Genomic DNA, 25013 nt, shown 5'->3' on the forward strand with positions numbered 1-25013 from the left:
CCGTCTGCGCCGCGGCATCGCACTCGCCTCGCTCGCCCCGCTCGCCGTCGCCGTCACGCTCAGCACGACGGGCTCGGGCTCCCCCGGCGCCTCCGGGCACTCCGCCGCCGGGCCGGTCGCCGCGGGGGGCGGGGACGAGGTGGACGCGTGCCGGATATCCGGGCCGCTCGGCACGCAGATGTCGGAAGGGCTGCCGACCACCGCCGGGTACGCACGCTCCACCGGGCGCGTGCGCGCGCTCAACCTCCTCGTCGACTTCTCCGACGCGCACGGCGAGGGCACCGTCGACGACCGGCTCGGGGAGTTCTTCCCGCAGACGACGAAGTGGTTCGAGCGGAGTTCGTACGGGCGCATCGACTACCGGCCCGAGACGCCCGTGAAGCGCTGGCTGCGGATGCCGAAGCCGTTCTCCGCGTACGGGATAGAGCGCGGCGCCCCCTTCGAGCCGGGGTACCGCAAGCTCGTGCGCGACCTCGTGAAGATCTCCGACCCGCTCGTGGACTTCGCCGCGTACGACCTCGTGAACGTGCTCGTCACGCCGAACGCGGGGCCGTCCGCGCTCGACACGGTCCTGTCCGTGACCTTCGCCGGCAACCGCGAGGCGCCGGTCGCCGACGGAGTCCCGCTCGCCAACACGAGCTTCCTCTACAGCCGCCAGGACGACGGCTCGGGCTCCTACGCGCGCACGGGCTACCGCGTCCTCCCGCACGAGAACGGCCACGTCTTCGGCCTCCCCGACCTCTACACGCAGGACGGCGGGGGCGCCGTGGGGCACTGGGACATCATGAGCGAGGACTGGGGGGCCGACAACGACCTGCTGGGCTGGCACAAGTGGAAGCTGGGCTGGCTCGACGACGACCAGGTCGGCTGCGTGGCCTCGCCGGGCACCCACGACTTCACCGTGGCCCCGCTCGCCGCGCCGGGCCACGACAGGAAGCTCCTCTTCATCCCCCTCTCGCACACGGCGGGCATCGCCGCGGAGGTCCGCACCCGGGGCGGCAACGACGACAGCGTCTGCAAGCCGGGCGTCCTCGTCTACCGCGTCGACACGGACGTGGACACGGGCCAGGGCCCCATCACGGTCGCCGACGCGAAGAAGGAGAGCGGAGGCTGCACCCGCAGCCCCAACGTCCACGCCGAACTCTCCGACGCCCCCTTCGGCGTCGGCGAGACGTACCGCGACGACGGCTCCCGCACGCGCGTGGAGGTGCTGGGGAAGACGGAGAGCGGGGAGTGGCGGGTACGGGTGCACAGGGACTGAGGGGTTGAAGGGGCAGCGGCCGCCTGCATCACGACCACTGGTGCCCGCTCACCCGGAGGAGCCGGAGGAGCCGGAGGAGCCGGAGGAGCCAAAGGCGCTGTCCGCCTTCTCGCCGCCCCAGCCCGTCGGACCGCGCCAGATGACGTTGACGCCGAAGACGTCGCGAATCGTGTCCGCGGACCATTCCTCGGCAGGTGGTTCGGAGAGGACCAGGTAGAGACCCTCGGCCGACGCGGGCAGCGTGTGGTTGATCTCGAACAGACGGACCGCACCCGCTCGCAGGTCCGCATAGGTGGAGCAGCCCGCGCCCAGGGCCTCGTAGAGGAAGAGGCCGTGCGGGGTGTCGCAGCTGACGTCGATGACCGGTGAGTCGGTCGGCTGGAGGTCCGCCCAGAGAAGTGCCGCCTTCAGCGCGTGGCGTACCGCCTCGTGTTTCTTGCACATGCGGTCGGCACCGGCAGCCGCTTCCAACGCGTGGATGAAGCCGTCCTTCGTGGTCGCAACCGAAATCGCGACGGTGGTGTCCGCGGTGGTCATCCGCTCTTCTTTCTTCTGGTCGGGTCGTGTCGGGGCGATGGGGTCCGCGTCCTCGCGGTTCGGCTCCGTCGCGGTGCCGAAGCGCTCCCGGAGATCTCGCCGTGCTTCGGCGAGAGGCTCGACCCAGCCGGAGGCAGCCAGTCTCTCCGCGAGCCGGCCCGCGTCGAAGGTGCCCTCCTTGAGGGCGCGGTTGGTGGACGCGGCGAGGTCGCGAAGGGCTCCGAGCAGTTCTCTGTCCGGATCGCCGAGCAGGTGGAGAACGTCGACCCAGTCCGCTTGGTCCCTTCGCAGAACGCGGTTGGCCATGCCCTGGAGTTCGGAGAGGCGGCTACGCGCGTCGGACACGTCGCCGTCATCACCGGCCAGTTCCGAGAGGACGTCCAGTGCCGCGAGGTAGCGCCCCGCCATCCGCTCCGAAACGGGTGACCGGCCGCGCTGGTCAGCGGTGAGCACCGTCTGGGTCGTCTCGTTCCCGAACACCCAGCAGTCCAGCACCTCGCCCCGCCGCGGGGGCGTTGATCCGTGGCGGACGGTGAGGACGAGTGATCGGTCGACCACCGGCGACAAGGGCTTGACCTTGTAGCGACCGCCCGGGGCCCGATCCACGACCTCCACCCGGATGTCGGTGCCCACGCGGGGCAGTTCGGCCGCGTCGTCCTTCGGCAGGGTCTCGGGCACCGAGGGCGTCTGGGTGTCCCCAGCACCTGTGAGCGCCTGCGGCAGCGCGGCGGTGTGCAGGACGGTCAGGCTCTGGGTACTGCGGGTGAGGGCCACGTAGAGCTGACGCAGCCCGGCGGGACCGCGGTCGGCGATCGTGGCGGGCTCGACCACCAGGACATGGTCGTACTCCATCCCCTTGGCCTGGGCCGCGGCCAGCACGGACACGGCTTCGCGGTCCCGCTCGGCGATGTCGTCGCCCTCGTGGATCCGCCGGCTGATGGCGTCGAGCCAGTCCGAGTCGTCGGGGACAACGACCGCCACGGAGCGGGGGGTGCTGCCGTCACTGGTGCGCACGAGCCGCGCCACGTGGGCGACGGTGTCGTCGAGGAGCTTCCACGGTTCGGTCGCCACGGTCCGTACGGCGTCCGCTCCCGCCTCACGGACAGCCCGCGGGTACGGCAGGGACGGAGCGATCACGCGGGCGAGGGGAGCGACGAACTCCATGATCTCGGCGGGGACGCGGTAGCTCGTGTCGAGCCGGGCGACGCTCCAGTCGCCGTGGTCCGAGAGGAGCGCGCCGAGCAGGTCCCAGCTCGTCGGAATGTGCGCGCCCGTCGCCTGCGCGAGATCGCCCAGGACGGTCATGGAGCCGCCCGCGGCGCAACGCCGTCGCAGTGAGCGGGCCTGCATGGGCGTGAGGTCCTGTGCCTCGTCGACGACGATGTGGCCGTACCGCGGCGGGGTGTCGCCGCTGATCAGCACTCCGAGCTCTTCGAGGCAGACGTGGTCGTCCAGGGTCCACGGGTCGGCGTCGGCACTGGTGGCCCGGGGCCGCAGCAGGGCCGCTTGCTCCTCCTCGTCGAGGATGCCCTCGGCGCAATCCCTCAGGAGGTCGGCCGAGTCGTACAAGCTGCGCAGGGCCTCCCGGGGCCCCGGCGAAGGCCAGACGCGTTCGACAAGCCGCTCGACCCGGCGGTTGCGTTCGAGATCGCGGCGGATCGTGCGGGCCTGTCCGCGGCGCGGCGCGATCTCGGAGAGCTCTTGGAGGAGCCGGTCGACGAAGAGGCCGCGGAAGCGGTCGCGCCGCTCCCTGAAGGGTCCGTCGCCGGTGCGGGCCCGGTCGAGGAGGGCGAGGACCTCGGACTTCGGCACACGCAGGGTCGTGCTGCCGACGGTGACGACGATCGCGGGCTCGTCGCCCGGGAAGGAGGGGGCGACCGTCAGGGGGTCGAGAGCCTCGGGACGGTAGTCGCTCTCCACCCTGCGCCGCAGCACGGCCGCCATGCGGTCGTCCGACTTCACGAGGCGTGCCTTCGGGGAGTCGGTGCCGAGGGTCTCGCCCTCCCACAGGCGGTCCAGCTGGACGGCGTTGACGCCCCGGGTGCCGAGGGTGGGGAGGACCTGGCCGACATAGTCGAGGAACCGCTGGTGGGGGCCGATGACGAGGATGTCCTGAGCCTTGAAGTGCTCGTTGTTGACGAGCCAGGTCACCCGGTGGAGACCGACCGCCGACTTACCGGTCCCGGGGCCGCCCTGCACGACGAGGATGTCCGAGGGCGAGCCGGTGACCAGCTGCATCTGGTCACGGCGGATGGTCTCGACGATGTCCCTCATCCGGCCGCCGCGCGACCGCTGGAGCTCTCGCAGCAGGAAGTCGTCCGGCTGGAGCGGCTTCCGCCGCAACCGTCGGGCGATATCGCCGGGCGTGGGGGCCGGCCTGACGTCCGGGGCCGGGGACCCGTCCGTCCCCTGCCCCGCGCTGTCGTCGGCGGCCTGACGGGGCACCGGCACGACAGGGAGCTCGGGCACGGGCGCAGGGGCGGGGACGGGGGCGGGCGCGGCCGGGGAGATCTCGTCGAAGTAGCCCTCGACGATCCGTTGTACGCAGCGGAGCTGCCGTCGCAGGACCACCTCGCCAGGGTCCTCGGGCCTGGTCTCGATCCACTTCTTCGCCAGGGGGCTGGTCCACATCAGGACCACCGGCTCGTGTGCGGAGTCGTGGACGCCGCGGCGCCCGATGTACCAGGGACGCGGGTCTCCTCCCGGCTCCTCCGGCGCGTCGACGCGGGAGAAGACCAGGGCTTCGTCGCCGAGGCCTCCGTATGCCTCCGCACGCGCCTCCGCCTCGGCGCGGTTGGCGATGCCGTCCTTGCCGCTCGCCGAGGCGGAGGCGGCCGAAGTGCCGCTCAGTTCGGCCAGTTTCGCGGTGTAGCAGTCGTACGCGTGATCCACCGCCCGCTGCTCGCCGGCGAGGATCTCGTCCTGAGTGGTGGTGCTCATGTGCGTCCTCCCTGCGGTGCCGGTGGACACCGCCGCGGGCATGTGCCCGTACCCCGCTGAAACAACTATCAGAAACCGTCCGGTGACGGGCGGTCAGTGGAACAGTTCGCGGACGAGCTCGTCGGCACCCATCCGCCGAACCCGTAGCTGGTCGTACGCGGGCTCCAGCTCGCACAGGCAGCACTGACGTGCTCGAAGAGCGAGAAGACCGCACCTTCGGAATTCCTCCGCGCTGTCGCGCCGGGCTTCCACTCGGAACCGTAGCTAGGCAAGCATGAAACTGAAAGCATCGTCAAACGACTTGTCAGGTGCGACGGCCGCTGTAGAGTGTTAACCGTCCCTGTCCGACTGGCCCGAGAGGTGCGGAGCCCCACGCCATGCCCCAGCAGCCACCAGCCCGAGCGGCAGCCTCAGCGCATGTGACGGCCGCCGAGATCTCTCGCATCGCGGGAGTTACGCGCGCCACCGTCAGCAACTGGCGCCGCCGCCACGACGACTTCCCGGCTCCCACCGCGGGCACGGAAACCAGCCCGCTCTACGACCTGCCGGCTGTCCAGGCATGGCTGCGGGGCCGCGGGCACACCTCCGCCGCCTCACCGACCGAGGAACTGCGTACGGCGCTCCGGCTGCTGGGGCCCGGCACGGGTGTGGCCGCGCGACTGTTCCCGCTGGTGGCCGCCGCGTCCCGCCGCACACCGGAGGAGCTGACCGAGCTCGCCGCAGCACCCGGCGACCGGTTGATCACCCGGGCGGAGAAGACCGCGCGCGAGCTTCCGGCCGCCGTACCCAAGGCCGATCCGGTCCGCTACGGTCCGGGCGACGCGGACGCGGTCCGCGCTCTGCTGGCCTGCGTGCGTGAGGCGGGGCCGCAGGCCGCCGTCGATGTCCTCGCCGAACGCGAACTGGACGAGGGCACCGCCAGCGGCGTCTACCAGACCCCGGAGGGCCTGGCCCTGCTCATGGCAGGGCTCCTGCCGCCCGATGCGTCCCGCGTCCTGGATCCCGCCTGCGGCAGCGGCACGCTTCTGGCCGCCGCGGCCCGGCAGGGCGCGCGGGAGCTGTTCGGGCAGGACTCGCTCCCTGTCCAGGGCCAACGCACCGCTGTCCGGCTGCTGCTCGCCGCGCCCGAGGCCGAGGCGGCGATCCGCGTCGGCGACAGCCTGCGCGACGACGCCTTCCCCGACGTCACCGTGGACGCTGTCCTGTGCAACCCGCCGTTCGCCGACCGGGACTGGGGTCACGACGAACTGGCCTACGACCCGAGGTGGGCGTACGGACTCCCGCCGCGCTTCGAGTCCGAACTGGCCTGGGTGCAGCACGCCCTCGCGCACCTGGAGCCCGGCGGCCACGCGGTCATGCTGCTGCCGCCCGCACTCGCGTTCCGTTCCTCGGGCCGCCGCGTCCGCGCGGAACTCGTCCGCGCCGGGGCCCTGCGCGCCGTCGTCTCCCTTCCGGCGCGTGCCGCGTATCCGCTCCACATCGGGCTGCAGATCTGGGTGTTCCAACGTCCTGAGCCAGGCAGCTCGGACCGTACGGCGGTGCTGTTCGTCGACGGGGAGGGCGAGCAGCGCGACGGGGCCGCGGGCACGTCGTCCGCCACGGCCGACGCCGGCACCCGTGGCGGCTCACGTCCCCGCCGCTCCGGCTCGTCCTCGTCCGCCGCCTCTTCCGCCGCGACCTCCTTCGACTGGACGGGGCTGACCGAGCGGGTCCTCGGCCAGTGGGCCTCGTTCACCACCGCACCCGACACCTACGCCGACGAGCCGGGCGTCGCCCGCGCGGTGCCGCTCGTCGACCTCCTCGACGACGTGGTCGACGTCACCCCCGCCCGCCACGTCCGGGCGATCGCGGCCGACATCGACCCGGCGGCCCTGGCCCGTCGCGTGGACGACCTGCACGGCGATCTGGCCGAGCAGGTCACCGCGCTGGCGGCCGCCTCCGTCCGCGTCGGGTGGCGGCCGTCCGGGGCCTCGGCCCGCGAGTGGCGCACGGCGACCGTCTCCGACCTGGCACGCGGCGGAGCCCTGACCGTGCTGCGAGCCGCGACGCCCGGCACCCGAGGCTCCAAGGGCTCCGGCGCCCCCGCCGTGGAGCGGCCGGTCCTTGCCGCCCGCGACATCGCGGCCGGAGACCCGCCGTCCGGCACGGCTGGCGACATCCACGCGGACGCCGTGCAAACCGTGGCCGCCGGGGACGTCCTCATACGCGCCGTCGCGGGCGGCGGCGACGCGGCCGCGATGACCAGGGTGGCGGACGACGGGGACGCCGGAGCCCTGCTGGGTCAGCACATCCATCTCCTGCGCCCCGACCCCGCCCGCCTCGACCCGTGGTTCCTGGCCGGGTTCCTCGGCGCCGAGGACAACATCGCCTCCGCGTCGACCGGCAGCAGTCTCGTGCACGTCACACCGGGCCGCCTGCGCGTGCCGCTGCTGCCCTTGGAGGAACAGCGGCGCTACGGGGCGGCCTTCCGCCGCGTGCACGAGCTGCGCTCGGCCGTCCGCCGCACCGCCGGCCTCGCCGCCGACACCGCGGCCACCCTCACCACCGGCCTGACCGCCGGGGCACTCCTGCCACCGGACGACCCGGACGCCTCTGCCGGCCCGGAACTGCCAGAGAGCCGTTCCGCCTGAAAAGCCCCACACGTTCGACCGCACACGACCACACTGAATGCCTGCCGTCCCCCGCCCGGACGGTGCTCTTCGGAAGGAAGCCGAAACCTCTTGAACAGCAGCAAGCACACGGAGCTGGCGAACCACGCCTGGTCCGTCGCCGATCTCCTGCGCGGTGACTACAAGCAGTCCGACTACGGCAAGGTCATCCTGCCGTTCACCGTGCTGCGCCGCCTGGAATGCGTCCTGGAGCCCACGCGCGAGAAGGTCGTGGGGACCGTCGACAGATTCGCGGGCCAGGAGATCGACACCGATCACTTCCTGCGCAAGGCCTCGGGCCACTCCTTCTACAACAAGAGCGACCTCACGCTGCGGAAGATCGCGGCCGACCCGCAGAACGCGGCGAAGAACCTGCAGGTCTACGTCGGCGCCTTCTCCGACAACGCCCGTGAGGTCCTCGACAAGTACGAGTTCAACCAGCAGGTCAGAAAGCTCGACGGCGCCAACCTGCTCTACCAGGTCATCGGCAGGTTCACCGACCTGGACCTGCACCCCGATGTCGTGCCCAACCACAACATGGGCTACATCTTCGAGGAGCTGATCCGCCGCTTCTCGGAGCAGTCGAACGAGACCGCGGGTGAGCACTTCACCCCGCGCGAGGTCATCAAGCTGATGGTCAACCTGCTGGTGGCGCCCGACGCGGACGCCCTCAGCCTGCCGGGTGTCGTCCGCACGGTCATGGACCCCGCCTGCGGCACGGGCGGCATGCTCAGCGCCACCGACGACCACGTCAAGGCCCTCAACCCGGGCGCGACGGTCGAGGTCTACGGGCAGGAGCTCAACCCCGAATCCTGGGCCATCTGCCGCTCCGACCTCATGATCAAGGGCCAGGACCCGGAGAACATCCGCTTCGGCAACTCCTTCTCCGACGACGGCCACGCCCGCCGGAAGTTCGACTACCTCCTCGCCAACCCGCCGTTCGGCGTGGAGTGGAAGAAGGTCAAGGAGGACGTCGAGTACGAGCACAAGTCGCTCGGCGACGCCGGCCGCTTCGGCGCCGGCCTGCCGCGCATCAACGACGGCTCGCTGCTCTTCCTCCAGCACATGATCTCGAAGATGAAGCCGGTGGACGTGAACGGCGGGGGCGGCTCCCGCATCGCCATCGTCTTCAACGGCTCCCCACTGTTCACGGGCGCGGCCGAGTCCGGCGAGTCCAACATCCGCCGCTGGATCCTGGAGAACGACTGGCTGGAGGCGATCGTCGCCCTCCCGGACCAGCTCTTCTACAACACCGGCATCTCCACGTACTTCTGGATCCTCACCAACCGCAAGGACGCCGACCACAAGGGCAAGGTCGTCCTGCTGGACGCGCGCGACCAGTGGGTGAAGATGCGCAAGTCCCTCGGCGACAAGCGCAAGGAGCTGGGCGACGGCACGAACGGCCGCCCCGACCACATCGCCGACATCACCCGGCTGTACGCGGAGGCCGTCCAGGTCGCCAAGGACCCCGAGCACCCGCTGCACGGCAAGGTCAAGGTCTTCGCCAACGAGGACTTCGGCTACCAGCGCATCACGGTGGAGCGGCCGTTGAAGCTCCGCTTCGAGGTCACCGAGGAGACGCTGGCGGCGCTGGCGCAGGCCAAGCCGGTGGCGAAGCTGGAGCGGAGCGAGGAGTTCGTGACGGCGGTGCGTACGCTGCTCGGCTCGTCCTGGACGACGAAGTCCGAAGCTTTCATCGCGCTCAAGGACGCGGTGGTCGCGGCCGGGCTTACGTGGCCGTCGGGGGCGCCGTTCGCGAAGGCGGTACGGGAGACGATCGGCGTCCGCGACCCGGAGGGCGAGGTCCAGAAGATCAAGGGCGCGGCCGAGCCGGACACGGACCTGCGGGACTACGAGAACGTCCCGCTCGGCGAGGACGTCGAGGACTACCTCAAGCGCGAGGTGCATCCGCACGTCCCGGACGCCTGGATCGACCACACGAAGACGAAGGTGGGGTATGAGATCCCCTTCACGCGCCACTTCTACGTGTACAAGCCGCCGAGGCCGTTGACGGAGATCGACGCGGAGCTGAAGTCGCTGGAGGCGGAGATTCAGGCCCTACTGGGGGAGGTAACGGAATGAGCCATGTGCGCATCAAGTCCGTCGTACGCAACGTGGTCCAGAAGTCCGATGGCGCCTCAAGCCCTTTCCTAGGGCTGGAAGACATCGAAAGCGGGACTGGCCGACTACTGGTCAAGAAGCTGCCATTCAAGGCGGCGGAAGATAGCATCTGCCACGAGCCTGGTGATGTTCTATTCAGCAAGCTCCGCCCTTACCTGGCAAAGTCTCATCTCACGCACGCAAACGGAACGGGTACCGGGGAGCTGCTGGTTCTGCGCCCCGGCGCGGAGGTTAGCGCCAGATTCTTGCTTTATGTGACCCTCTCCAATCCGTGGGTCGAGTGGGCGAATACTACGGCCTACGGCACAAAGATGCCACGCACCTCCTGGGAACTCGTCGGCGACTACCGTGTGTGGCTACCGCCGCTGGAGGAACAGCGCCGCATCGCCGACTTCCTCGACGCCGAAACCGCCCGCATCGACGCTCTGTCGGGGCTGGGTAAACGACAGATCGCTCTGCTTCACGAACGCTCAGAAGCAGAGGTCGTCCAATTCTTCGGACCTGGCGACGGACTCCGCCAGTACCGGTTCCGTCATCTCATGGAGTCGAATCCATGCTACGGAGTGCTGGTTCCGAAGTTCGCAGATGTCGGCGTTCCTTTGATTCGCGTAAGCGATCTCGGGAGTCTTGATCACGATCTCGACAGACTGCCTAGAATCGAAGAGGAACAGGCCCGAGAGTATAAGCGCACACGCATCTCCCCTGGGGATCTTTTGATCACTGTCGTGGGAGCAACAATTGGACGGTGTGATGTAGCACCCCCCGAAAGCGCCGGCTTCAACGTGAGCCGCGCATTGGCCAGAGTACGATTGCTGCCTGGTATTGCACCTCAGATGATCGCTTCATGGGTGCGCGGACGAGACTTTCGCGCCCAGGCAGAAGTTGCCACCAGTGGCGCTGCCGCTCAACCCGCGTTGAACATGTCGGATATCACGCACTTCAAGGTGTGGCTACCCGAAACTCATTCCGGACGGCTAGATCTTGCACGTCGCGTAAGCGCACACGCGGACGAAACCGGAAGGCTTTTGTCCACCATTAAGCGAAAGCAAACCCTTACCGCCGAACGCCGCCAAGCCCTCATCACCGCCGCCGTCACCGGCCAGTTCGACGTATCCACCGCCAGCGGGCGCAACGTAACGGACGGAGTCACCGCGTAGTCATGAGCCCCATTCACACGGAGTCCGCCTTCGGTGACGCCATCGTCGCCGCCATGGTCGAGCGCGGCTGGCGCGAAGCAAGCCCGCAGGACTATCGGGCCGATCTCGGCCTGGATACCAACGAGCTGTTCACCTTCATCGGGGCGACGCAGCCCGAGGAGTGGAACGAACTGCTCACCGTCTACGGGGGCGACCCGAACGAGGCGCAGCACGGGTTCGCCGGCCGACTGGGCCAGGCGATCGTCACCAACGGGCTCCTCGACGTCCTCCGCAACGGCGTCAAGGACCGCGGCGTCCTGCTCCGCGTCGCGTACTTCAAGCCCAACCTCGTCGCCCACGAGTCCGTGCTGGACGGCTACCGGGCCAACCGCCTCACCGTCGTCCGCGAACTGGCGTACGCGACGAAGCAGGCCGACTGGGGGAACCGGCTCGACCTCGCCCTCTTCCTCAACGGAATCCCCGTCGCCACGGCCGAGTTGAAGAACCCGCTGACGAAGCAGGGGGTGGAGCAGGCCAAGGAGCAGTACCGCACCGAACGCGACTCCACCGAGCTGATCTTCATGCACCGCGTCCTCGCGAACTTCGCCGTCGACCCGGACCTGGTCTTCGTCGCCACCCAGCTCAAGGGGAAGAACACCCGCTTCCTGCCGTTCAACACCGGCTCCAACGGCCCCGGTCAGCCCGGCGGCGCCGGCAACCCCGCCCCCACCGCCTACGGCACGTACGCGACCTCCTACCTCTGGGAGCAGGTCTGGCAGCCGGACAACTGGCTGGACCTGCTCCAGCGGTTCGTGCACCTGCACAAGAGCAGGACGCCCGGCGGCGGCACGACGAAGACGATGATCTTCCCCAGGTTCCACCAGTGGGACGTGGTCAAGAAGCTGACCGCGCACGCCGCCACGCACGGCGCGGGTCACGACTACCTCGTCATGGCCTCGGCCGGCTCGGGCAAGTCGAACACCATCGGCTGGCTCGCGCATCGCCTCAGCGACCTCCACACCCCCACCGACCCGCGCGAACTCGACGCCGAGGCCCTCGCCAAGGGCCTCAAGCCGGGTGTGCCGGTCTTCGACAAGGTCATCGTCATCACCGACCGCCGCAACCTGGACGCGCAGCTCCGGGAGACGGTCGGCGGCTTCGAGCAGACCGCGGGTCTCGTCGTGAAGATCGACGAGAAGCACGGGGCGAAGGGGGAGCAGCTCGCCAAGGCCCTCTCCCGCGACATCGGGAAGATCGTCACCGTCACCCTGCACTCCTTCCCGGCGCTGCTCGACTACCTCCAGCGCAACCCCACCGAGATCCGGGGCAGCCGCTTCGCGATCCTCGTGGACGAGGCGCACTCCTCGCAGTCCGGCGACGCCGCCACCGCCGTGCGCTCCGCCCTGCGCGACCTCGGCCTGGACTCCGACTCGGACGAGGCGGGCGCCACCGCGGTCAGCGCCGAGGGCCCCGCCCTGGACGAGCAGCTCAGGAAGAAGGCCGAACAGCGCTCCCGCGCCGCCAACCTCTCCTACTTCGCGTTCACCGCCACCCCGAAGGCCAAGACCCTCGAACTCTTCGGCACGCTCCAGGACATCGACGGCAAGGCCACCTACCGGCCCTTCCACACGTACTCCATGCGGCAGGCGATCGAGGAGGGCTTCATCCTCGACCCGCTCCGCAACTACGTCACATACAACACGTACTGGAAGCTGGTGAACCAGAACCCTGACGAGCGGGAGGTCGACCCGTCGAAGGCGAACGGCTTGCTCGCCCGGTACGCGCTCACCCACGACTCGACGGTCGCCCAGCACGCCCAGGTGATCGTGGAACACTTCGTGGCGCACAGCCGGGGCCGTCTCGGCGGGCGGGCCAAGTCCATGGTGGTGACCGCCTCCCGGCGGTCCGCCGTGCAGATGGCGCGCGCGATCAAGAGCTATCTCAAGGACCGGGACTACGACACCAAGTACCCCGACGTCGGGGTTCTCGTCGCCTTCTCCGGCTCGCTCACCGTCGACGGTGAGGAGACCACCGAGCCGAAGGAGAACGGCGGGCTGTCGGAGAGCGCGCTGCCGAAGGCGTTCGCGTACACGCGTGCCGACGACAAGGCCGCCCGGGCCGGCGGCGCGGGCCAGCGCGAATACCGGATCCTGGTCGTGGCGGAGAAGTACCAGACCGGCTTCGACCAGCCGCTGCTGACGACGATGTACGTCAACAAGTCGCTGACCGGCATCTCGGCCGTCCAGACCCTGTCCCGGCTGAACCGGACCGCCGAGCGCAAGACGCAGGCGGACCTGGCGGTCCTGGACTTCGTCAACGACGCGAACGACATACAGGATTCCTTCCGGCCGTACTTCGAGGAGGCGAACACCCTCCCCTCCGACCCCAACCTGCTCTACACCGCGCAGAGCCGCGTCATGCGGGCGCCGGTTCTGTCGGGGCGGGAGATGGACGAGTTCGCCGCCGCGTATTTCGCCGCCAGGAAGAGGGCCGCGGGTTCGCAGTCCAAGTGGGAGAAGCTCCACGCCGAGCTGTACCGGCTGCTGTCCCCCGCCGTCACCCGCTTCGCCGCTCTGCTGGAAAGCGAGGACGAGGACGACCAGGAGACCGCGGAGAGCTTCCGCGCCGACCTCAACGACTACGTGCGGAAGTACGGCTTCCTCGCGCAGATCGTGCCCTACCAGGACGCCGAGCTGGAACGGCTGCACCTCTACGGCCGCTACCTCCTCAACCGGCTGCCGCGCCGCGCGGACGGTGGCGTCGACATCGGCGAGATCGACCTCAGCCACATGCGGGTGGAGAAGACCGGCGAGTACGACGTCTCCCTCGCCGCCGAGGGGCGGGCGATGATGCAGGGCTTCGGCGACGGCTCGGGCGGCGCCAAGGAGGCGGAGAAGTCGCTGCTCTCGCAGTTGATCGACAAGTTCAACGAACGCTTCGGCACCGAGTTCACCGAGCAGGACGTCATCCGCCCGTTCGAGGAGGCCAAGGCCGACCCGAAGGTGCGAGCGGCGGCCGTCGTCAACGACGAGGAGAACTTCGGCCTCGTCTTCGACAACGTCTTCGCTGACAAGATGGCCGACCACATCGACACGATCGCAGGCATGGGCCGCCAGTACTTCGGTCCCGACAAGGGCTTCAAGTCCAGTCTGGACCGCAGCGCCCGCAAGGCCGCCTGGCGGATGATCCGCCACGAGGAGGGCCTGGACGACGGCCTCTGACGGGTACGCCCCGGCCGGAGGTACGGGCCGGGGCGACCCGCCGGAGCGGGGCGACGCCTCCTGAAGACGTGGCGAGGGACGAGGCATGGTTCTTCCTCGCCTGGTTCACCGCGAGACCGAAACCGTGCAGTCGGGCTCTGGAATCGGCTGCGCGTACCACTGGATTTCCGCACACCAGACTGTGAACAGTTCACGTTGCCTTCTTCGCGAGAGCAGCGGACCGGGAGGGGAAGCAATGAGCCACACGTGGGACGAACTCGAAGAGTCCCGGCTTCAGAAGACCGTCGAGATGATCGCCATCACACCGGAGGCTGCCACCAAGCTCGTGGACGGTTACCGCACGACTTTCGAGGCCAAGTACAAGCGGAAGCCCGAGAGCCTGGAGGACAAGCGTCGGATAGCGACCAGAATAATCGGCCGGTACTCCAAACTTGCGGCAGTCTCCGGCGCGGTCACCGCGGCCCCGAGCGTGATTCCGGGAGTCGGGACGGCGGTCGCGGTCCTGGGCGGTGGTATCACCGATATCGCCGCCGCTCTCAAGCTCCAGATCGACATGTGCATGTGCCTGGTCGAGGTGTACGAGACCGAGCTGAGCAACGAGGACAAGAAGCACCTGGCCTTCCTGCTGGCGCTGGCGGGTTCGGTAGAGCAGATGGCGTCGAAGAGCGGCAAGGCGGCGGTCCTGAAGATCGCGGAGAAGCTGGTCTACCAGTACCTGCGGGGGCCGGCCCTGGTCACGATCAAGCAGTTGTTCAAGCGAGTGTCGATCACCTTCACCCAGAAGGCGATGGCCAAGGCGATTCCCGCCGGCGTGGGTGTCGCCTTCAGCAGCTCGACCAACTACGTCCTGACGACGATGGTGGGCAAGGTTTCCATCGCCGTCTTGGCCAAAGAGGTGAAGTAGCCACCAGGTCGCCGACTGCTGGGGCCTGCCCCCGCGCACGGACAACCAGGCATGGCAGTGGACGCGGTCCGGCCTGTCGGCGGAAGACCGGTCGGGCACCGCGCTCTCCTGCCCGCAGCCAAGCGCCGCGACAAGCCCATACCGCACCAGACCGCTGGACGGCAGAACGACACGGCCGTCACACTTGGTCTCTGACCGGGACCGTTCATCACGCACCATCGGGGGCAAAGTGCCGCAGGAGGCGATCTCCGACCGTTACGAACTCCTGGAGGAGCTCAGCCACGGCGGCATGGGCGACGTATGGCGCGGCTACGACGCCGTGCTCGACCGGCCCGTCGCCGTGAAGCTCATCCGGCAGGCGTCGGTCACCTCCCCGCAACTGGCCGAGGAGTTCGCCAAACGCTTCCGCCGCGAGGCCCGCATCACCGCACGCATCCAGCACCCCGGGGTACCGCAGGTGTACGACGCGGTGCTCGACGCGTCGTACGAGCGGTTGTTCCTGGTGATGGAACTCGTCGACGGTGTGCCCCTGTCCGCCTACCTGCACCCGGGCCGACCGCTGCCGGTCAGCTGGGCGGCCGCCGTCGCCGCGCAGGTCGCGACCGTACTGTCGTACGCGCACGACGTGCCGGTGATCCACCGGGACCTCAAGCCGGGCAACATCCTCGTCGCACGCGACGGCACCGTGAAGGTCCTCGACTTCGGCATCGCGGCGATCCTGCGCACCGACGTCACCAAACTGACCGCCACCGGCAGCCTCATCGGCACCCACCAGTACATGTCGCCCGAACAGACCCGCGGCGGACGCATCACCCCGCAGACCGACTTGTACGCGCTGGGCTGTGTGTTGCACGAACTCCTCAGCGGCCGGCTCGTGTTCGAGGCGGAGGGCGAATACCTGCTGATGCACCAGCACGTCAACGCCGCCCCCACCCCCCTGCGACAGCTGCGGCCCGATGTCCCGGAGGCCCTGGAGGAGCTGGTCCTGCACCTGCTGCGCAAGGCGCCCGAGGCGCGGCCCGCCGACACGCAGGAGGTGTACTCGCGGCTGCTGCCGTTCCTCCCGCCTCCGGGCCAGGAGCCCGGCACGACCGATGTCGTGCCGGTCGGCATGCCCGACCCCACGGCCGTGTTCCGTCGCCCCTTCGCGCCCCGCGCCCGCGCCCAGGCACCCGCGTCCGAGGGTCTGCCGCCCACGGCCGTCCTCCCAGGGGCCCCGCCGGTGCCCGTTCCCGCCCGACTGCGCGAGGACATCAGAGAGGCGTACGCCCATTCCGACGCCCTGCTGGAGGAGGAGCGGTTCGCTCAGGCCGCCGAGGTGCTCGGCGAGATCATCGAGCCCGCGGCCCTCGCCCTCGGCTCCGGGAGCAAGCCCGTTCTGGCGCTGCGCCGCCGGAGAGCAGCGATCCGCCTCCTGGGCGGCGACTACCGGGCCGCCCTGCCCGAGTTCGAGGCCCTCGCCGACGTCTACGCCCGTATCGCCGGACCCACCGGCGAGCAGTCCCGCGCCTGCCGTGCTCAGGCGGCCCGCTGCCGCGCCGAACTGGGCCAGGTCACCGACGCGCTCGCCGCGCTCCAAGGCGTGCTGAACGTCGTACGGGCCGTCGACAGCGACGTGAGCGAGGAAGCGGTGGAACTGCGGCACAACATCGGCTTGCTGCTGCTCGCCCAGGGCCGAGCCACCGAAGCCCGGCAGGTCCTCGAACCGCTCCACCAGGACATGTGCATGGTGTTCGGCCCCGACGACGAGATGACCGCGGAGATCGCAGAGGCACTGGCCCTGATCCACTTGGACCTCGACGGCGACGCTGCCACGTAGCCCGGTCGTACTCCCCGGCGAACGGCCTGCAACACACCGCGATCGGGGTGACCGTCGCCCGGGGCGGGGCCCCGGTGATGGTGTGCTCCTGGCCTGGCAACACCGGTGCTCAGAAGCTGACTCCGCAGACCGAGGACGCCATGGAGCACAGGTGAGGCGCCGGCTGACCGTTGGCCGGTCAGCCCCCGTCCGACGCCGGGCGGGTAACCCCCTCGCCCGCACACCCTCACCCGCTACACTGACGGCGGTGTACCAGTCCACTGGTACACCGGTGGATCTATGGGCTGATGTGTCCGGGATCGCGGTTTCCGCCGTAATTTCCCGCACATTTTCCGAGAGATCCCCCGCCTTCGTAGCTCAGGGGATAGAGCACCGCTCTCCTAAAGCGGGTGTCGCAGGTTCGAATCCTGCCGGGGGCACTGTAGTGAGGGGCCCACCTCCGGATTTTCGGAGGTGGGCCCCTTTCGGCGTTCGGGGCTGTGCCCGGCGGCGGCCGTCTCCGTGTGCGACCGTGCGACCGAGAGGCCGGAGGGCCGGGTCAGGGGGTGCCCCTGCCCGGCCCTCCGGCGTGCTTCGGGGGAAGCTCACACGTCTCAGTTCGCCGGGTCCGGTTCCGGGGGCCTCAGTTCCTCCGGGCAGGGGGTGCCGCGGGGGATTTGGTAGGGGCCGGCGATGTGGTAGGTGCCGGGGTGGGGGGCGAGGAGTTCGGTCCATTTGTCGCCGGACTTGTCCTCGGGGGTTTCGTAGAGGCAGCCGTGGAGGTTGCGGAAGGACTTCGGGGTCGAGTCGTCCTCGCGGTGCTTGGACGCCTCGGTCTCCTTCGGGGCGTGGTAGCTCTTGCCGTTCTTGTCGACGACGCTCAGCCAGGGCGAGTACGGGATGCGGATCAGGACGCGGCCCGGGGTCGTGACCTTGATGACCAGCTCGGACTGGCCCGCGCTCGTGACCGTCGCGGGGGGCTCGGCGAGCTGGACGGGGTGGTCGACCTCGTAGACCTGCCAGTTGGCGTCGGCCCAGAGCAGGTCCAGGTAGGGCTGGCCGGCCGTGATGAGGGCGCGTTCGCGGGTCGCGCCGTCGCCGTCGGGCTTGTCGTCGCTCGTGGGGAGGACCACGAAGTGGACGGCCCAGCGCTTGAGCCACTCGTGGTAGTTGGCCGAGTTGAGCGTCGAGTCGTAGAAGAGCGCGTTGCGTTCCATGTCGGCCTGGCGGGTCCAGCCGCGGGCCAGGTTGAAGTACGGGGCGAGCGCGGACGCCTCGCGGTGGCCGCCGGTCGGGACGACCTCGACGCGGCCCTTCTCGGCGTCGTGGTGCTGGAGCTGGTGGATCAGCGGGGCGAGTTCGCGGCCCCAGGAGGCGGCGGGCGTCGTGTGGACGATGTCGTCCGCCGTCTTGAAGCCGATCCAGAAGGTGAAGCCGCAGATGCCGACCACCGCCGTCCACCAGCGCCAGCTCCGCCCGCGCAGGTACGGCAGCGCGGCGACGAGCACGACGCCGCCGAAGAGCATCGCGAGCCGCGTGATGTTGCTGCCGATCTGCGAGCTGATGACCCACACACCGAGCACGACGACGAAGTTGACCACCGCCGTGATCCGCACCGTGTGCCACGACTTCGGCACGAGCAGGAAGGCGAAGACCGAGAAGAGCAACGGCAGGCTCGCCGAGCCCAGCGACATCGGCATCGTCCCCGAGAAGGGGAAGAGGAGCGTCGAGGCGCCGACCACGAGGAGCGGCGGGATGCCGAGGACGTACGCGGCTTTGCGGCGTTTGCAGAGGAACATCGCGACGGCGACGAGCCCCACGTACAGGCCCGCGACCGGCGAGGCCGCCGTCGCGAGCGCCGCGCAGAGGGCGGCGACGAGCGCGCGCGTCCTGCGCGCCTCGCGCCAGCGCTCGGGCCAGGCGAAGACGGCGGCCACGGCGGCGACGGAGAACATCATCCCGAGGCCGAAGGTGACCCGGCCCGAACCGGTGTTGCACAGCAGCGCGTAGACGCCCGCGAGCCCCACCAGGTGCGGGTTGCGCACCGCCTTGACCTGCGTCGCGCAGTACGCGATGAGCCCCGCGGCGGCGGTGCTCGCGAGCATCAGCGTCGTGCGGACGCCGAGCACGTGCATCAGGTACGGCGACACCATGCTGTACGAGACGGGGTGCATGCCCCCGTACCAGGCGAGGTTGTACGCGGAGTCGGGGTGGCGCCCGACGAACTCCGCCCAGGCGTCCTGCGCCGCGAGATCTCCCCCGCTGTTCGCGAACGTGAAGAACCAGACGAGCTGGAGGACGGCCGAGAGGGTCGTGGCGACGGTGACGGGGTGGAAGGCGAAGCGGCGCCAGCGGGAGCGGGGCGCGGGGGGCGGGGGTGGCGGAGGCGGGGGGAGGGAGGGCGCCGCCTCGGGGGCGCCGCCCTGGCGCGGGACGGCCGCCTTGTCCCGTACGGAAGCCGCCTCGTCCCGCCCGGACGCCTTGCCCCGTACGGGCGCTTTGTCCCATACCGGCGCTTTGTCCCGTACGGGGGTGGTGGAGCGCTCCGGCGCGGACGGCCGCTCCGCTCCCGCGTCCCGGGGTGCGCGCACGCGGCGCGCCCCGTCCACGCCGTCCGCTCGCGTCGGCTCCGCAGTGGCCACCGAAGGCCCTCCCAACCCCGTGCCGGCCGCTCCCGGTCGTGCCGGGTGGACTTCGCGACCGCCTGTCCGTTCTGCCCCGATCCGGTGACGCTAGCACGCGCCTCGTGACCGGGGGCGAGGTGCCCCTCACCCCCGGTCAGCCACACACCACGCCCTGTCGTCCGCGCGGCCCGCTCCGAGCGGGGGGTACCGGAGGGGTCCGCCACTCGGCCGAGTGAGCCGCCGCCCCGGTCCCCCGCTCATCCCAGCCGGGTGAGCTTCGCGCCGAGCCCTGGCTCGCTCAGCGCCGATCCGAGCACCACCGGGATCTCGACGGCGCTGCTCGTGCCGTCCCCGGCCCGCAGCACGCCGACCTTCGTGCCCGCCGCGGCCTCGTGCGGCAGCGTCGCGCCGTCGTCGACGAGCTTGAGCCGTACGGTCAGCCCCGGCCAGCCGACCGCGGTGAGGTCCTTGGCCGCGACGACGGGCGTGGTGCCGCCGAGACCGTCGTCGACACTACCGACGACATCCCCCTTCTTCACGACCTTTTCGGCGACGAGCGTGCCCTGCGCGGCCTCGATGAGTGCCTTGCCCGCGTTGAGCGCGCCGGTGAGGATCGAGTTGTCCTCGGGGGCGGGCGGCTGGGCGAGCACGGCGCCGACGATGGTGCGCGTCGTGCCGCCGACCTCCTTCGTCGCGGCGTAGAGCAGGTTGCCGCCGGCCGCCGTCGTCGTCCCCGTCTTGATGCCGACGGTGTTGTTCATCGGGACGAGCCGGTTCCAGTTCGTCTGCGTCTTGCCGTTGCTGTCGACGTACGAGGGCAGCCGCACGACCTCGCGGAAGAGCGGGTCCTTCATCACGACCTTGCCGAGCTTCACCTGGTCCTCGGCGGTCGAGACGGTCGAGGACGTGAGGCCCGAGGGGTCGGTGTACGTCGTGTTCTTCATGCCCAGTTCGTCGGCGGCCTTGTTCATCTTCGCGACGAAGTCCTTCTCGGAACCGGCGTCCCAGCGGGCGAGCTGGCGGGCGATGTTGTTCGCCGAGGCGAGCATGATCGCCTCGATCGCCTCCTTCTGCGAGAGCTTCTGGCCCGCGTGCACGTCGACCGTTGACTCGTTCTGCGCGGACAGGCCCGCGTCGTCCTCGGCCTTCTGGTCCATCGTGATGCTCGCCCCGTCGCTGCCCTTCTTGACCGGGTGGTCGCGCAGCACGAGGTACGCGGTCATGACCTTCGCGACGCTCGCGATCGGCACCGGCTTCTGGGCGCCCGAGCTGCCGAAGCTGCCGAGCCCGTCGACGTCCATCGCGGCCTGCCCGCTCTTCGGCCACGGCATCGACGCCGCCTTGCCGGTGAACTGGTACGTGGTCGCGGCGGTGAGCGCGAACGTGGGCTGCGGCAGCGGGCGCACGGCCTGCACGACGCCGAGGACCACGATCAGGAGCAGGACGAGCGGCGTCCAGATCTTGAACCGGCGCACGACCGTGCGCAGCGGGGTCTCGGGCGGGGGCGGCGTGTTGGTCAGCTCGGCGAGCAGGTCGAGCGGTGCCTTGGGCGGCAGCGGCTGCTGGCGGGTCTCCTCGGCGCCGACGGCCGTACCGACCGGGATCTCGGCGGTGATCGAGGCGGGGGTCGCGGGGCTCGTGGAGGACGGCGTGGAGCCGGTGGTGGTGTTGTCGGGCTGGGACGCGGTGTAACCGGCGCCGAAGGTGGAGGACTTGGCCGCCGACTTGTCGGGGGACTTCTCGGCAGGGGTGGCGGCGGGCGCCGACGGGGCGGAGGCGGCGGGCTTGGCGGCGGAGGCTTCGGAGGGGGTGGCGCCGGGCGTGGCGGCCGGGGCGTCCGTCCCGGGCTTCTTCTTGCCGGTGCTCCTGCCGGGGGCCTTGTCCGGGGTCCGGCCCGGGGTGCCCTTGCCGGACGCCTTCTCCGCGTCCTTGCCCGCGGTACGGGGCCCGGCGGGCATCGCCGCGGCGGCGCGGGGGTCCTTCGGGCGCAGCGCGGCGGGGCGCGCGTCGTCGAGCGGGCGCAGTGGGACGAACTTGCTCGTGCGCTCGGCGGGGGGCTCCTCGTCGGGGAGCGGTCCGGCGAGGGCGAGGGGTTCGGCGGGCTTGGGGGGTTCGGGGGCCTCCGGGGTCTTCTCGGCTTTCGGGGACGCGGCCTTCGGGGCGCTCTTCGCAGCGGTCCCCGGGGCGTCGCTGAGCTTGGAACTCGGGGCCTCGGCCTCGGGGAGCTTCAGGACCGTCGTGGTGTTGTCGACCGGGGGGCGCAGGACGCCGAAGACGGAGGTGGGGGTGTCCACCTTGTGGAACGAGAGTCCACGGGTGGCGGGGGCGGGCTTCGGGCCGGGGGTGCGCTTCGGGCCGGAAGCGGGCTTCGGCTCCGCCTCGGGCTCGCTGGGCTCGTCGGCAGCCGCTTCCGGCTTCTCCGGCTTCTCCGGCTTCTCCGGCTTCTCCGGCTCCCCGGCTGCCGCCTCGGGCTCGTCCGGCTCCCGGGTGGGCTCCTTCGCCGCCTCGGGTTCCGGCGACTCCGCCGGTACGGGGGGCTCCGCCGGTACGGGCGGTTCGTCGGCCTGGGCGGGTACGGCGTCGGCCTCCCGCTCGGGCGCCGCGTCGGCCTCCGTACCGTCCGGCTCCGCGTCCTCGTCCTCCCGCGCCTCCCGCGCCCACGAGGGGCCCGCGGGCTTCGCGGCGGGCTCGTCGGCCCGTACGGCGGGCTCCTCGGCCCGTACGGCCGGCTCCCCGGCCCGCGCCTCCGCTTCCTCCGCCTCGTCGGCCGACCGCACCCACCGCGCCACCGCCTGGCGCAGCCGGTCGTCGGCCGGGCGCGAGACGGGAATGCCTCCCCCCGTTCCGGTCGTACGTGTCCGGGCACTCCCCTCCGGTGAGTTGTGCTCCTGTGCCCTGTCGGGGGACTCGCCCGCCACCGATGCCTCCTCCGTAAGCCGTGCGCGCACGCACGCGAACCGCTCGTGCTGCCGAACCTCTACCAGTGTCCTTGGCACGACCGCGACTCGGGCTCGGGACAAGAACGACATGTGTGCGCATTCCCTGCCGAAAAGGTCAGGCACCCTCGACAGACCAATGTGAGAGGGGTCACCCTGTCAGACATCCACGCGGGGAGGCATGGATGGGCAAGAGCCGCAGAACACTTCCGGAGGAGCTTCTGCTGCTCGCTCTGGACCCGGCCACGGGTACCACAGCGCAGCCGCAGTCGCTCGACCTCGGTCTGGCCGGAGCACAGCTAGTGGAGCTGGCGCTGGCCGGACGGATAGCCCCGGACGGGGACCGGATCGCCGTGGTCGTACCGCGGCCGACCGGTGATCCGACCCTGGACCACGCGCTTGAGCTGTTGCGCAGGCGTGGCGCCCCGGTGCGCGCGGTCCACTGGATCGGTGGGCCCCGTCTCGGGCTGCGTCAGACGTACCTCTCGCACCTGGAGCGCATCGGCATGGTCACCGCCGTCGCGGGCCAGATGTGCGGAGTGCTGCCGACGACGCGCTACCAGGCCGCGGAGACGTCGACGAGCAGGGAGATCAGGTCCCGGCTCGACACGGCGATCCGCACCGGCGTGCCACCGGACCCGCGCACGGCCGCGCTCGCGGCCCTCGCGCACGCGGTGGGCCTCGGCAAGCACCTCTATCCCGGCAACGAGGGGCGCTCCTCGCGCTCCCGGCTGCGGGACCTGATCCGGCACGACCCGATGGGCGGGCTCGTGGCGCACGCGGTCATGGACGTGCAGAACGGGGCCGCCGCGCCCGCGCGGCGCGGCCAGGCACCGGGACGCGTCCCCTCGCAGCCGCAGCGGGCGGCGTCGGTGGGCACGGCACTGCGCTGACGCCTTCGGCGGACGGGCAGTTCTCGGCGCGCGGGCGAAGCGGGAACTGCGCAGACGGATGGACGTGTACGGGGCGGACCCGGCCGGGCGGCAGACGGCGCGGGGCGCCCCGTATCCGTACCGCCGGGCGCGCCCCGTACCACCCGCCGCGCCCCCTTACACCATCGGGCGCCCCTCCGTCGTGCCCTTCCGCGTTTTTGGCTCAACTCGACTGTTTCGCGCCCGGGTACGGCGTGTCGGTGGCACCCTGCTGAGCAGCAGACACGCGCCGCCTCGTGCGGGGCGGTGAAGAACGCGAGCCGGAGGTGCCCGCCCGTGGCGTCCAATGTCAACCCCACCGTCAGGCGTCGGCGACTGGGTCAGGAGCTGCGCAAACTGCGTGAGGCCCGGAACATGACGGCCGAGGAGGTCGCCGAGCGCCTGCTCGTCTCGCAGTCGAAGATCAGCCGCCTGGAGAACGGGCGGCGCAGCATCAGCCAGCGCGACGTCCGCGACCTGTGCGGGGTCTACCAGGTCGAGGACCTGCGCATCGTCGACTCGCTCATGCAGATGGCCAAGGACTCGCGCCAGCAGGGCTGGTGGCACACCTTCGGCGACATCCCGTACTCCATCTACATCGGCCTGGAGACGGACGCGGCGAGTCTTCGCATCTACGACCCGCAGGTGGTGCCGGGGCTGCTCCAGACGCCCGAGTACGCACACGCGCTCGTCACCGGCGCGCTGCCCGAGACGGCCGCCGCCGACATCGAGAAGCGGGTACGGGTGCGGATGGCGCGCCAGGACCGGGTGCGGGACGTCAACGCCGAGAAGCCGCTGCGGCTGTGGGCCGTCATCGACGAGGCGACGCTGCGCCGCAAGGTCGGTGACGAGGACGTCATGCGGGGGCAGTTGGAGCACCTCGTGAAGATGTCCCACCTGCCGCACGTCACGGTGCAGGTGATCCCCTTCGAGGTGGGCGCGCACCCGGGGCTCAACGGGCAGTACGCGGTACTGGAGTTCCCCGACACGGCGGACTCCAGCGTCGTCTACATCGAGGGCGTCGTGAGCGACCTCTACCTGGAGAAAGCCGCGGAGGTCGAGCAGTACAGCGTCATGTACGAGCACTTGAGGGCGATGGCGCTCAACCCGGACGTGAGCCGTGACTTCATCACGGATGTGGCACGGGAGTTGTACGGCTCGCACGGGGAATGAGGCGGCGTACGGGGCGAGTTGACCGCGTGGCGCGGGACGGTACACCTTTTCCCGCGCTCGCGGTAGGGACCTCTGGAATATGCCATCCGGTCGGGTGAACGACCGCTTTCGGCGGCGCGGGGGACGGGTAGCGTCCTTCACGCCACCTGATGCGTCCCGAACGGGCACGTCAGGGGGCGTATCGGCGCCCGTCGGCCGTTCCGGCGGGGGTCTCGCCACCACCTCGCACACCCGGAGCAATTCTCATGTCTCTTCAGCACGGTCGCACCAACGAATGGGTCAAGTCCTCCTACTCGACGGGCAATGGCGCCTGCGTCGAGGTCAAGTCCCCCGTCTTCTCAGCGATCTCGGTGCGCGACTCGAAGGTCTCCGAGGGACCCGAGCTGGGTTTCCCGGCGGCGTCCTGGGGCACCTTCGTCAGCGCGGTCACCCGCGTCGCCGGCGTCTGATCCGCGCGCCGCGCCGCCGGTACCCGCACCCCGCACAGCCGCTTCCCGCCCCGCCCCGGGGTGGGCCCGGGCGGCACGAGCCCTCTCGACCGGTCCGCCGTCCTGGCCGAGGGGGCTCACCCATGTCCGCGCCCGGGCCTCACAGTTCGCGCGGGTAGCGCTCCAGCCAGGCGAAGACGGCGCGGTCCGGGCCGTGCAGCGCGGGGCCCTGGGTCATCTCCAGGGCGAAGTCCTCGGCGAGCGCGAGGAGGCTCGCGCGGCCTTCGAGGGCGGGGAGCCAGTCGGGGGGCAGCGCGGTGTCGCCGTGCGCGGCGCCGAGCAGCGCGCCGCACAGGGCGCCGCGCGCGGCCGAGT

Annotated in this window: 13 protein-coding genes, 1 tRNA gene and 1 pseudogene; 11 read left to right on the forward strand and 4 right to left on the reverse strand. The window is 70.5% G+C overall.

What is annotated here, in order from left to right:
- On the forward strand, positions 1-1261 hold a 1261-nt coding region (locus tag G3I42_RS27755), incomplete at its 5' end, for a M6 family metalloprotease domain-containing protein (RefSeq protein WP_239096719.1).
- 48 nt (positions 1262-1309) lie between these two features.
- On the opposite strand, the gene G3I42_RS27760 is transcribed toward G3I42_RS27755, so the two are convergent.
- Positions 1310-4738, reverse strand: coding sequence for an ATP-binding domain-containing protein (locus tag G3I42_RS27760; RefSeq protein WP_164290442.1), 3429 nt, complete (start codon positions 4736-4738; stop codon positions 1310-1312).
- Positions 4739-5157: 419 nt separating this feature from the next.
- On the opposite strand from G3I42_RS27760, the gene G3I42_RS27765 reads away from it, so the two are divergent.
- The 7 genes from G3I42_RS27765 (at position 5158) to G3I42_RS27795 (ending at position 17006) form a co-directional block, all read left to right on the forward strand.
- Positions 5158-7368 carry an N-6 DNA methylase gene (locus tag G3I42_RS27765; RefSeq protein WP_164290444.1) on the forward strand — a complete coding sequence of 737 codons (2211 nt, stop codon included), beginning with the start codon at positions 5158-5160 and terminating at the stop codon, positions 7366-7368.
- A gap of 90 nt (positions 7369-7458) precedes the next feature.
- A complete protein-coding gene (locus G3I42_RS27770) occupies positions 7459-9468 on the forward strand; it encodes a class I SAM-dependent DNA methyltransferase (RefSeq protein ID WP_164290446.1) in 2010 nt (669 codons plus the stop codon).
- On the forward strand, positions 9465-10664 hold the full coding sequence (locus G3I42_RS27775; protein WP_164290447.1) for a restriction endonuclease subunit S: 1200 nt from the start codon (positions 9465-9467) through the stop codon (positions 10662-10664). Before G3I42_RS27770 ends, G3I42_RS27775 begins: the two co-directional genes overlap by 4 nt.
- A gap of 2 nt (positions 10665-10666) precedes the next feature.
- The gene (locus G3I42_RS27780) at positions 10667-13864 is read left to right on the forward strand and encodes a type I restriction endonuclease (RefSeq protein ID WP_164290449.1); all 3198 of its coding nucleotides are present in this window, start codon (positions 10667-10669) and stop codon (positions 13862-13864) included.
- 235 nt (positions 13865-14099) lie between these two features.
- A complete protein-coding gene (locus G3I42_RS27785) occupies positions 14100-14768 on the forward strand; it encodes a hypothetical protein (protein WP_164290451.1) in 669 nt (222 codons plus the stop codon).
- A gap of 229 nt (positions 14769-14997) precedes the next feature.
- Positions 14998-16587: a serine/threonine-protein kinase gene (locus G3I42_RS27790; protein ID WP_164290453.1), complete on the forward strand. Its 1590-nt coding sequence runs from the start codon at positions 14998-15000 to the stop codon at positions 16585-16587.
- Positions 16588-16933: 346 nt separating this feature from the next.
- Positions 16934-17006 (forward strand) — tRNA-Arg (locus tag G3I42_RS27795).
- A 174-nt stretch (positions 17007-17180) separates the two neighbouring features.
- On the opposite strand, the gene G3I42_RS27800 is transcribed toward G3I42_RS27795, so the two are convergent.
- Both G3I42_RS27800 and G3I42_RS27805 read right to left on the reverse strand, forming a co-directional pair.
- Positions 17181-19175 (reverse strand): MFS transporter, encoded by a 1995-nt coding sequence (locus tag G3I42_RS27800; RefSeq protein WP_164290465.1) that lies wholly within the window; start codon positions 19173-19175, stop codon positions 17181-17183.
- A 272-nt stretch (positions 19176-19447) separates the two neighbouring features.
- Positions 19448-22108 (reverse strand): D-alanyl-D-alanine carboxypeptidase, encoded by a 2661-nt coding sequence (locus tag G3I42_RS27805; protein ID WP_343244689.1) that lies wholly within the window; start codon positions 22106-22108, stop codon positions 19448-19450.
- Between the two features lie 203 nt (positions 22109-22311).
- Between G3I42_RS27805 and G3I42_RS27810 the strand changes: the two genes are divergently transcribed.
- From G3I42_RS27810 to G3I42_RS27820, 3 genes are all read left to right on the forward strand, one after another.
- Positions 22312-23019 (forward strand): GPP34 family phosphoprotein, encoded by a 708-nt coding sequence (locus tag G3I42_RS27810; protein WP_164290457.1) that lies wholly within the window; start codon positions 22312-22314, stop codon positions 23017-23019.
- A 315-nt stretch (positions 23020-23334) separates the two neighbouring features.
- A complete protein-coding gene (locus tag G3I42_RS27815) occupies positions 23335-24210 on the forward strand; it encodes a helix-turn-helix transcriptional regulator (RefSeq protein ID WP_164290459.1) in 876 nt (291 codons plus the stop codon).
- Between the two features lie 245 nt (positions 24211-24455).
- Complete coding sequence (locus tag G3I42_RS27820; protein WP_164290461.1) at positions 24456-24659, forward strand: DUF397 domain-containing protein; 204 nt, start codon at positions 24456-24458, stop codon at positions 24657-24659.
- Positions 24660-24798: 139 nt separating this feature from the next.
- On the opposite strand, the pseudogene G3I42_RS27825 reads toward G3I42_RS27820, so the two are convergent.
- Positions 24799-25013 (reverse strand): annotated as a pseudogene (locus tag G3I42_RS27825) (ADP-ribosylglycohydrolase family protein); the annotation flags it as partial.

Origin of the sequence: Streptomyces sp. SID11385, assembly GCF_010548245.1 — a bacterium.
In the GTDB taxonomy this organism is placed as follows: domain Bacteria; phylum Actinomycetota; class Actinomycetes; order Streptomycetales; family Streptomycetaceae; genus Streptomyces.

Excerpts from the sequence above, each read along its gene's own strand:
- G3I42_RS27760 (WP_164290442.1), bottom strand. The coding sequence starts at position 4,738 with ATGAGCACCACCACTCAGGACGAGATCCTCGCCGGCGAGCAGCGGGCG.
- G3I42_RS27775 (WP_164290447.1), top strand. The coding sequence starts at position 9,465 with ATGAGCCATGTGCGCATCAAGTCCGTCGTACGCAACGTGGTCCAGAAG.
- G3I42_RS27780 (WP_164290449.1), top strand. The coding sequence starts at position 10,667 with ATGAGCCCCATTCACACGGAGTCCGCCTTCGGTGACGCCATCGTCGCC.
- G3I42_RS27785 (WP_164290451.1), top strand. The coding sequence starts at position 14,100 with ATGAGCCACACGTGGGACGAACTCGAAGAGTCCCGGCTTCAGAAGACC.
- G3I42_RS27810 (WP_164290457.1), top strand. The coding sequence starts at position 22,312 with ATGGGCAAGAGCCGCAGAACACTTCCGGAGGAGCTTCTGCTGCTCGCT.
- G3I42_RS27820 (WP_164290461.1), top strand. The coding sequence starts at position 24,456 with ATGTCTCTTCAGCACGGTCGCACCAACGAATGGGTCAAGTCCTCCTAC.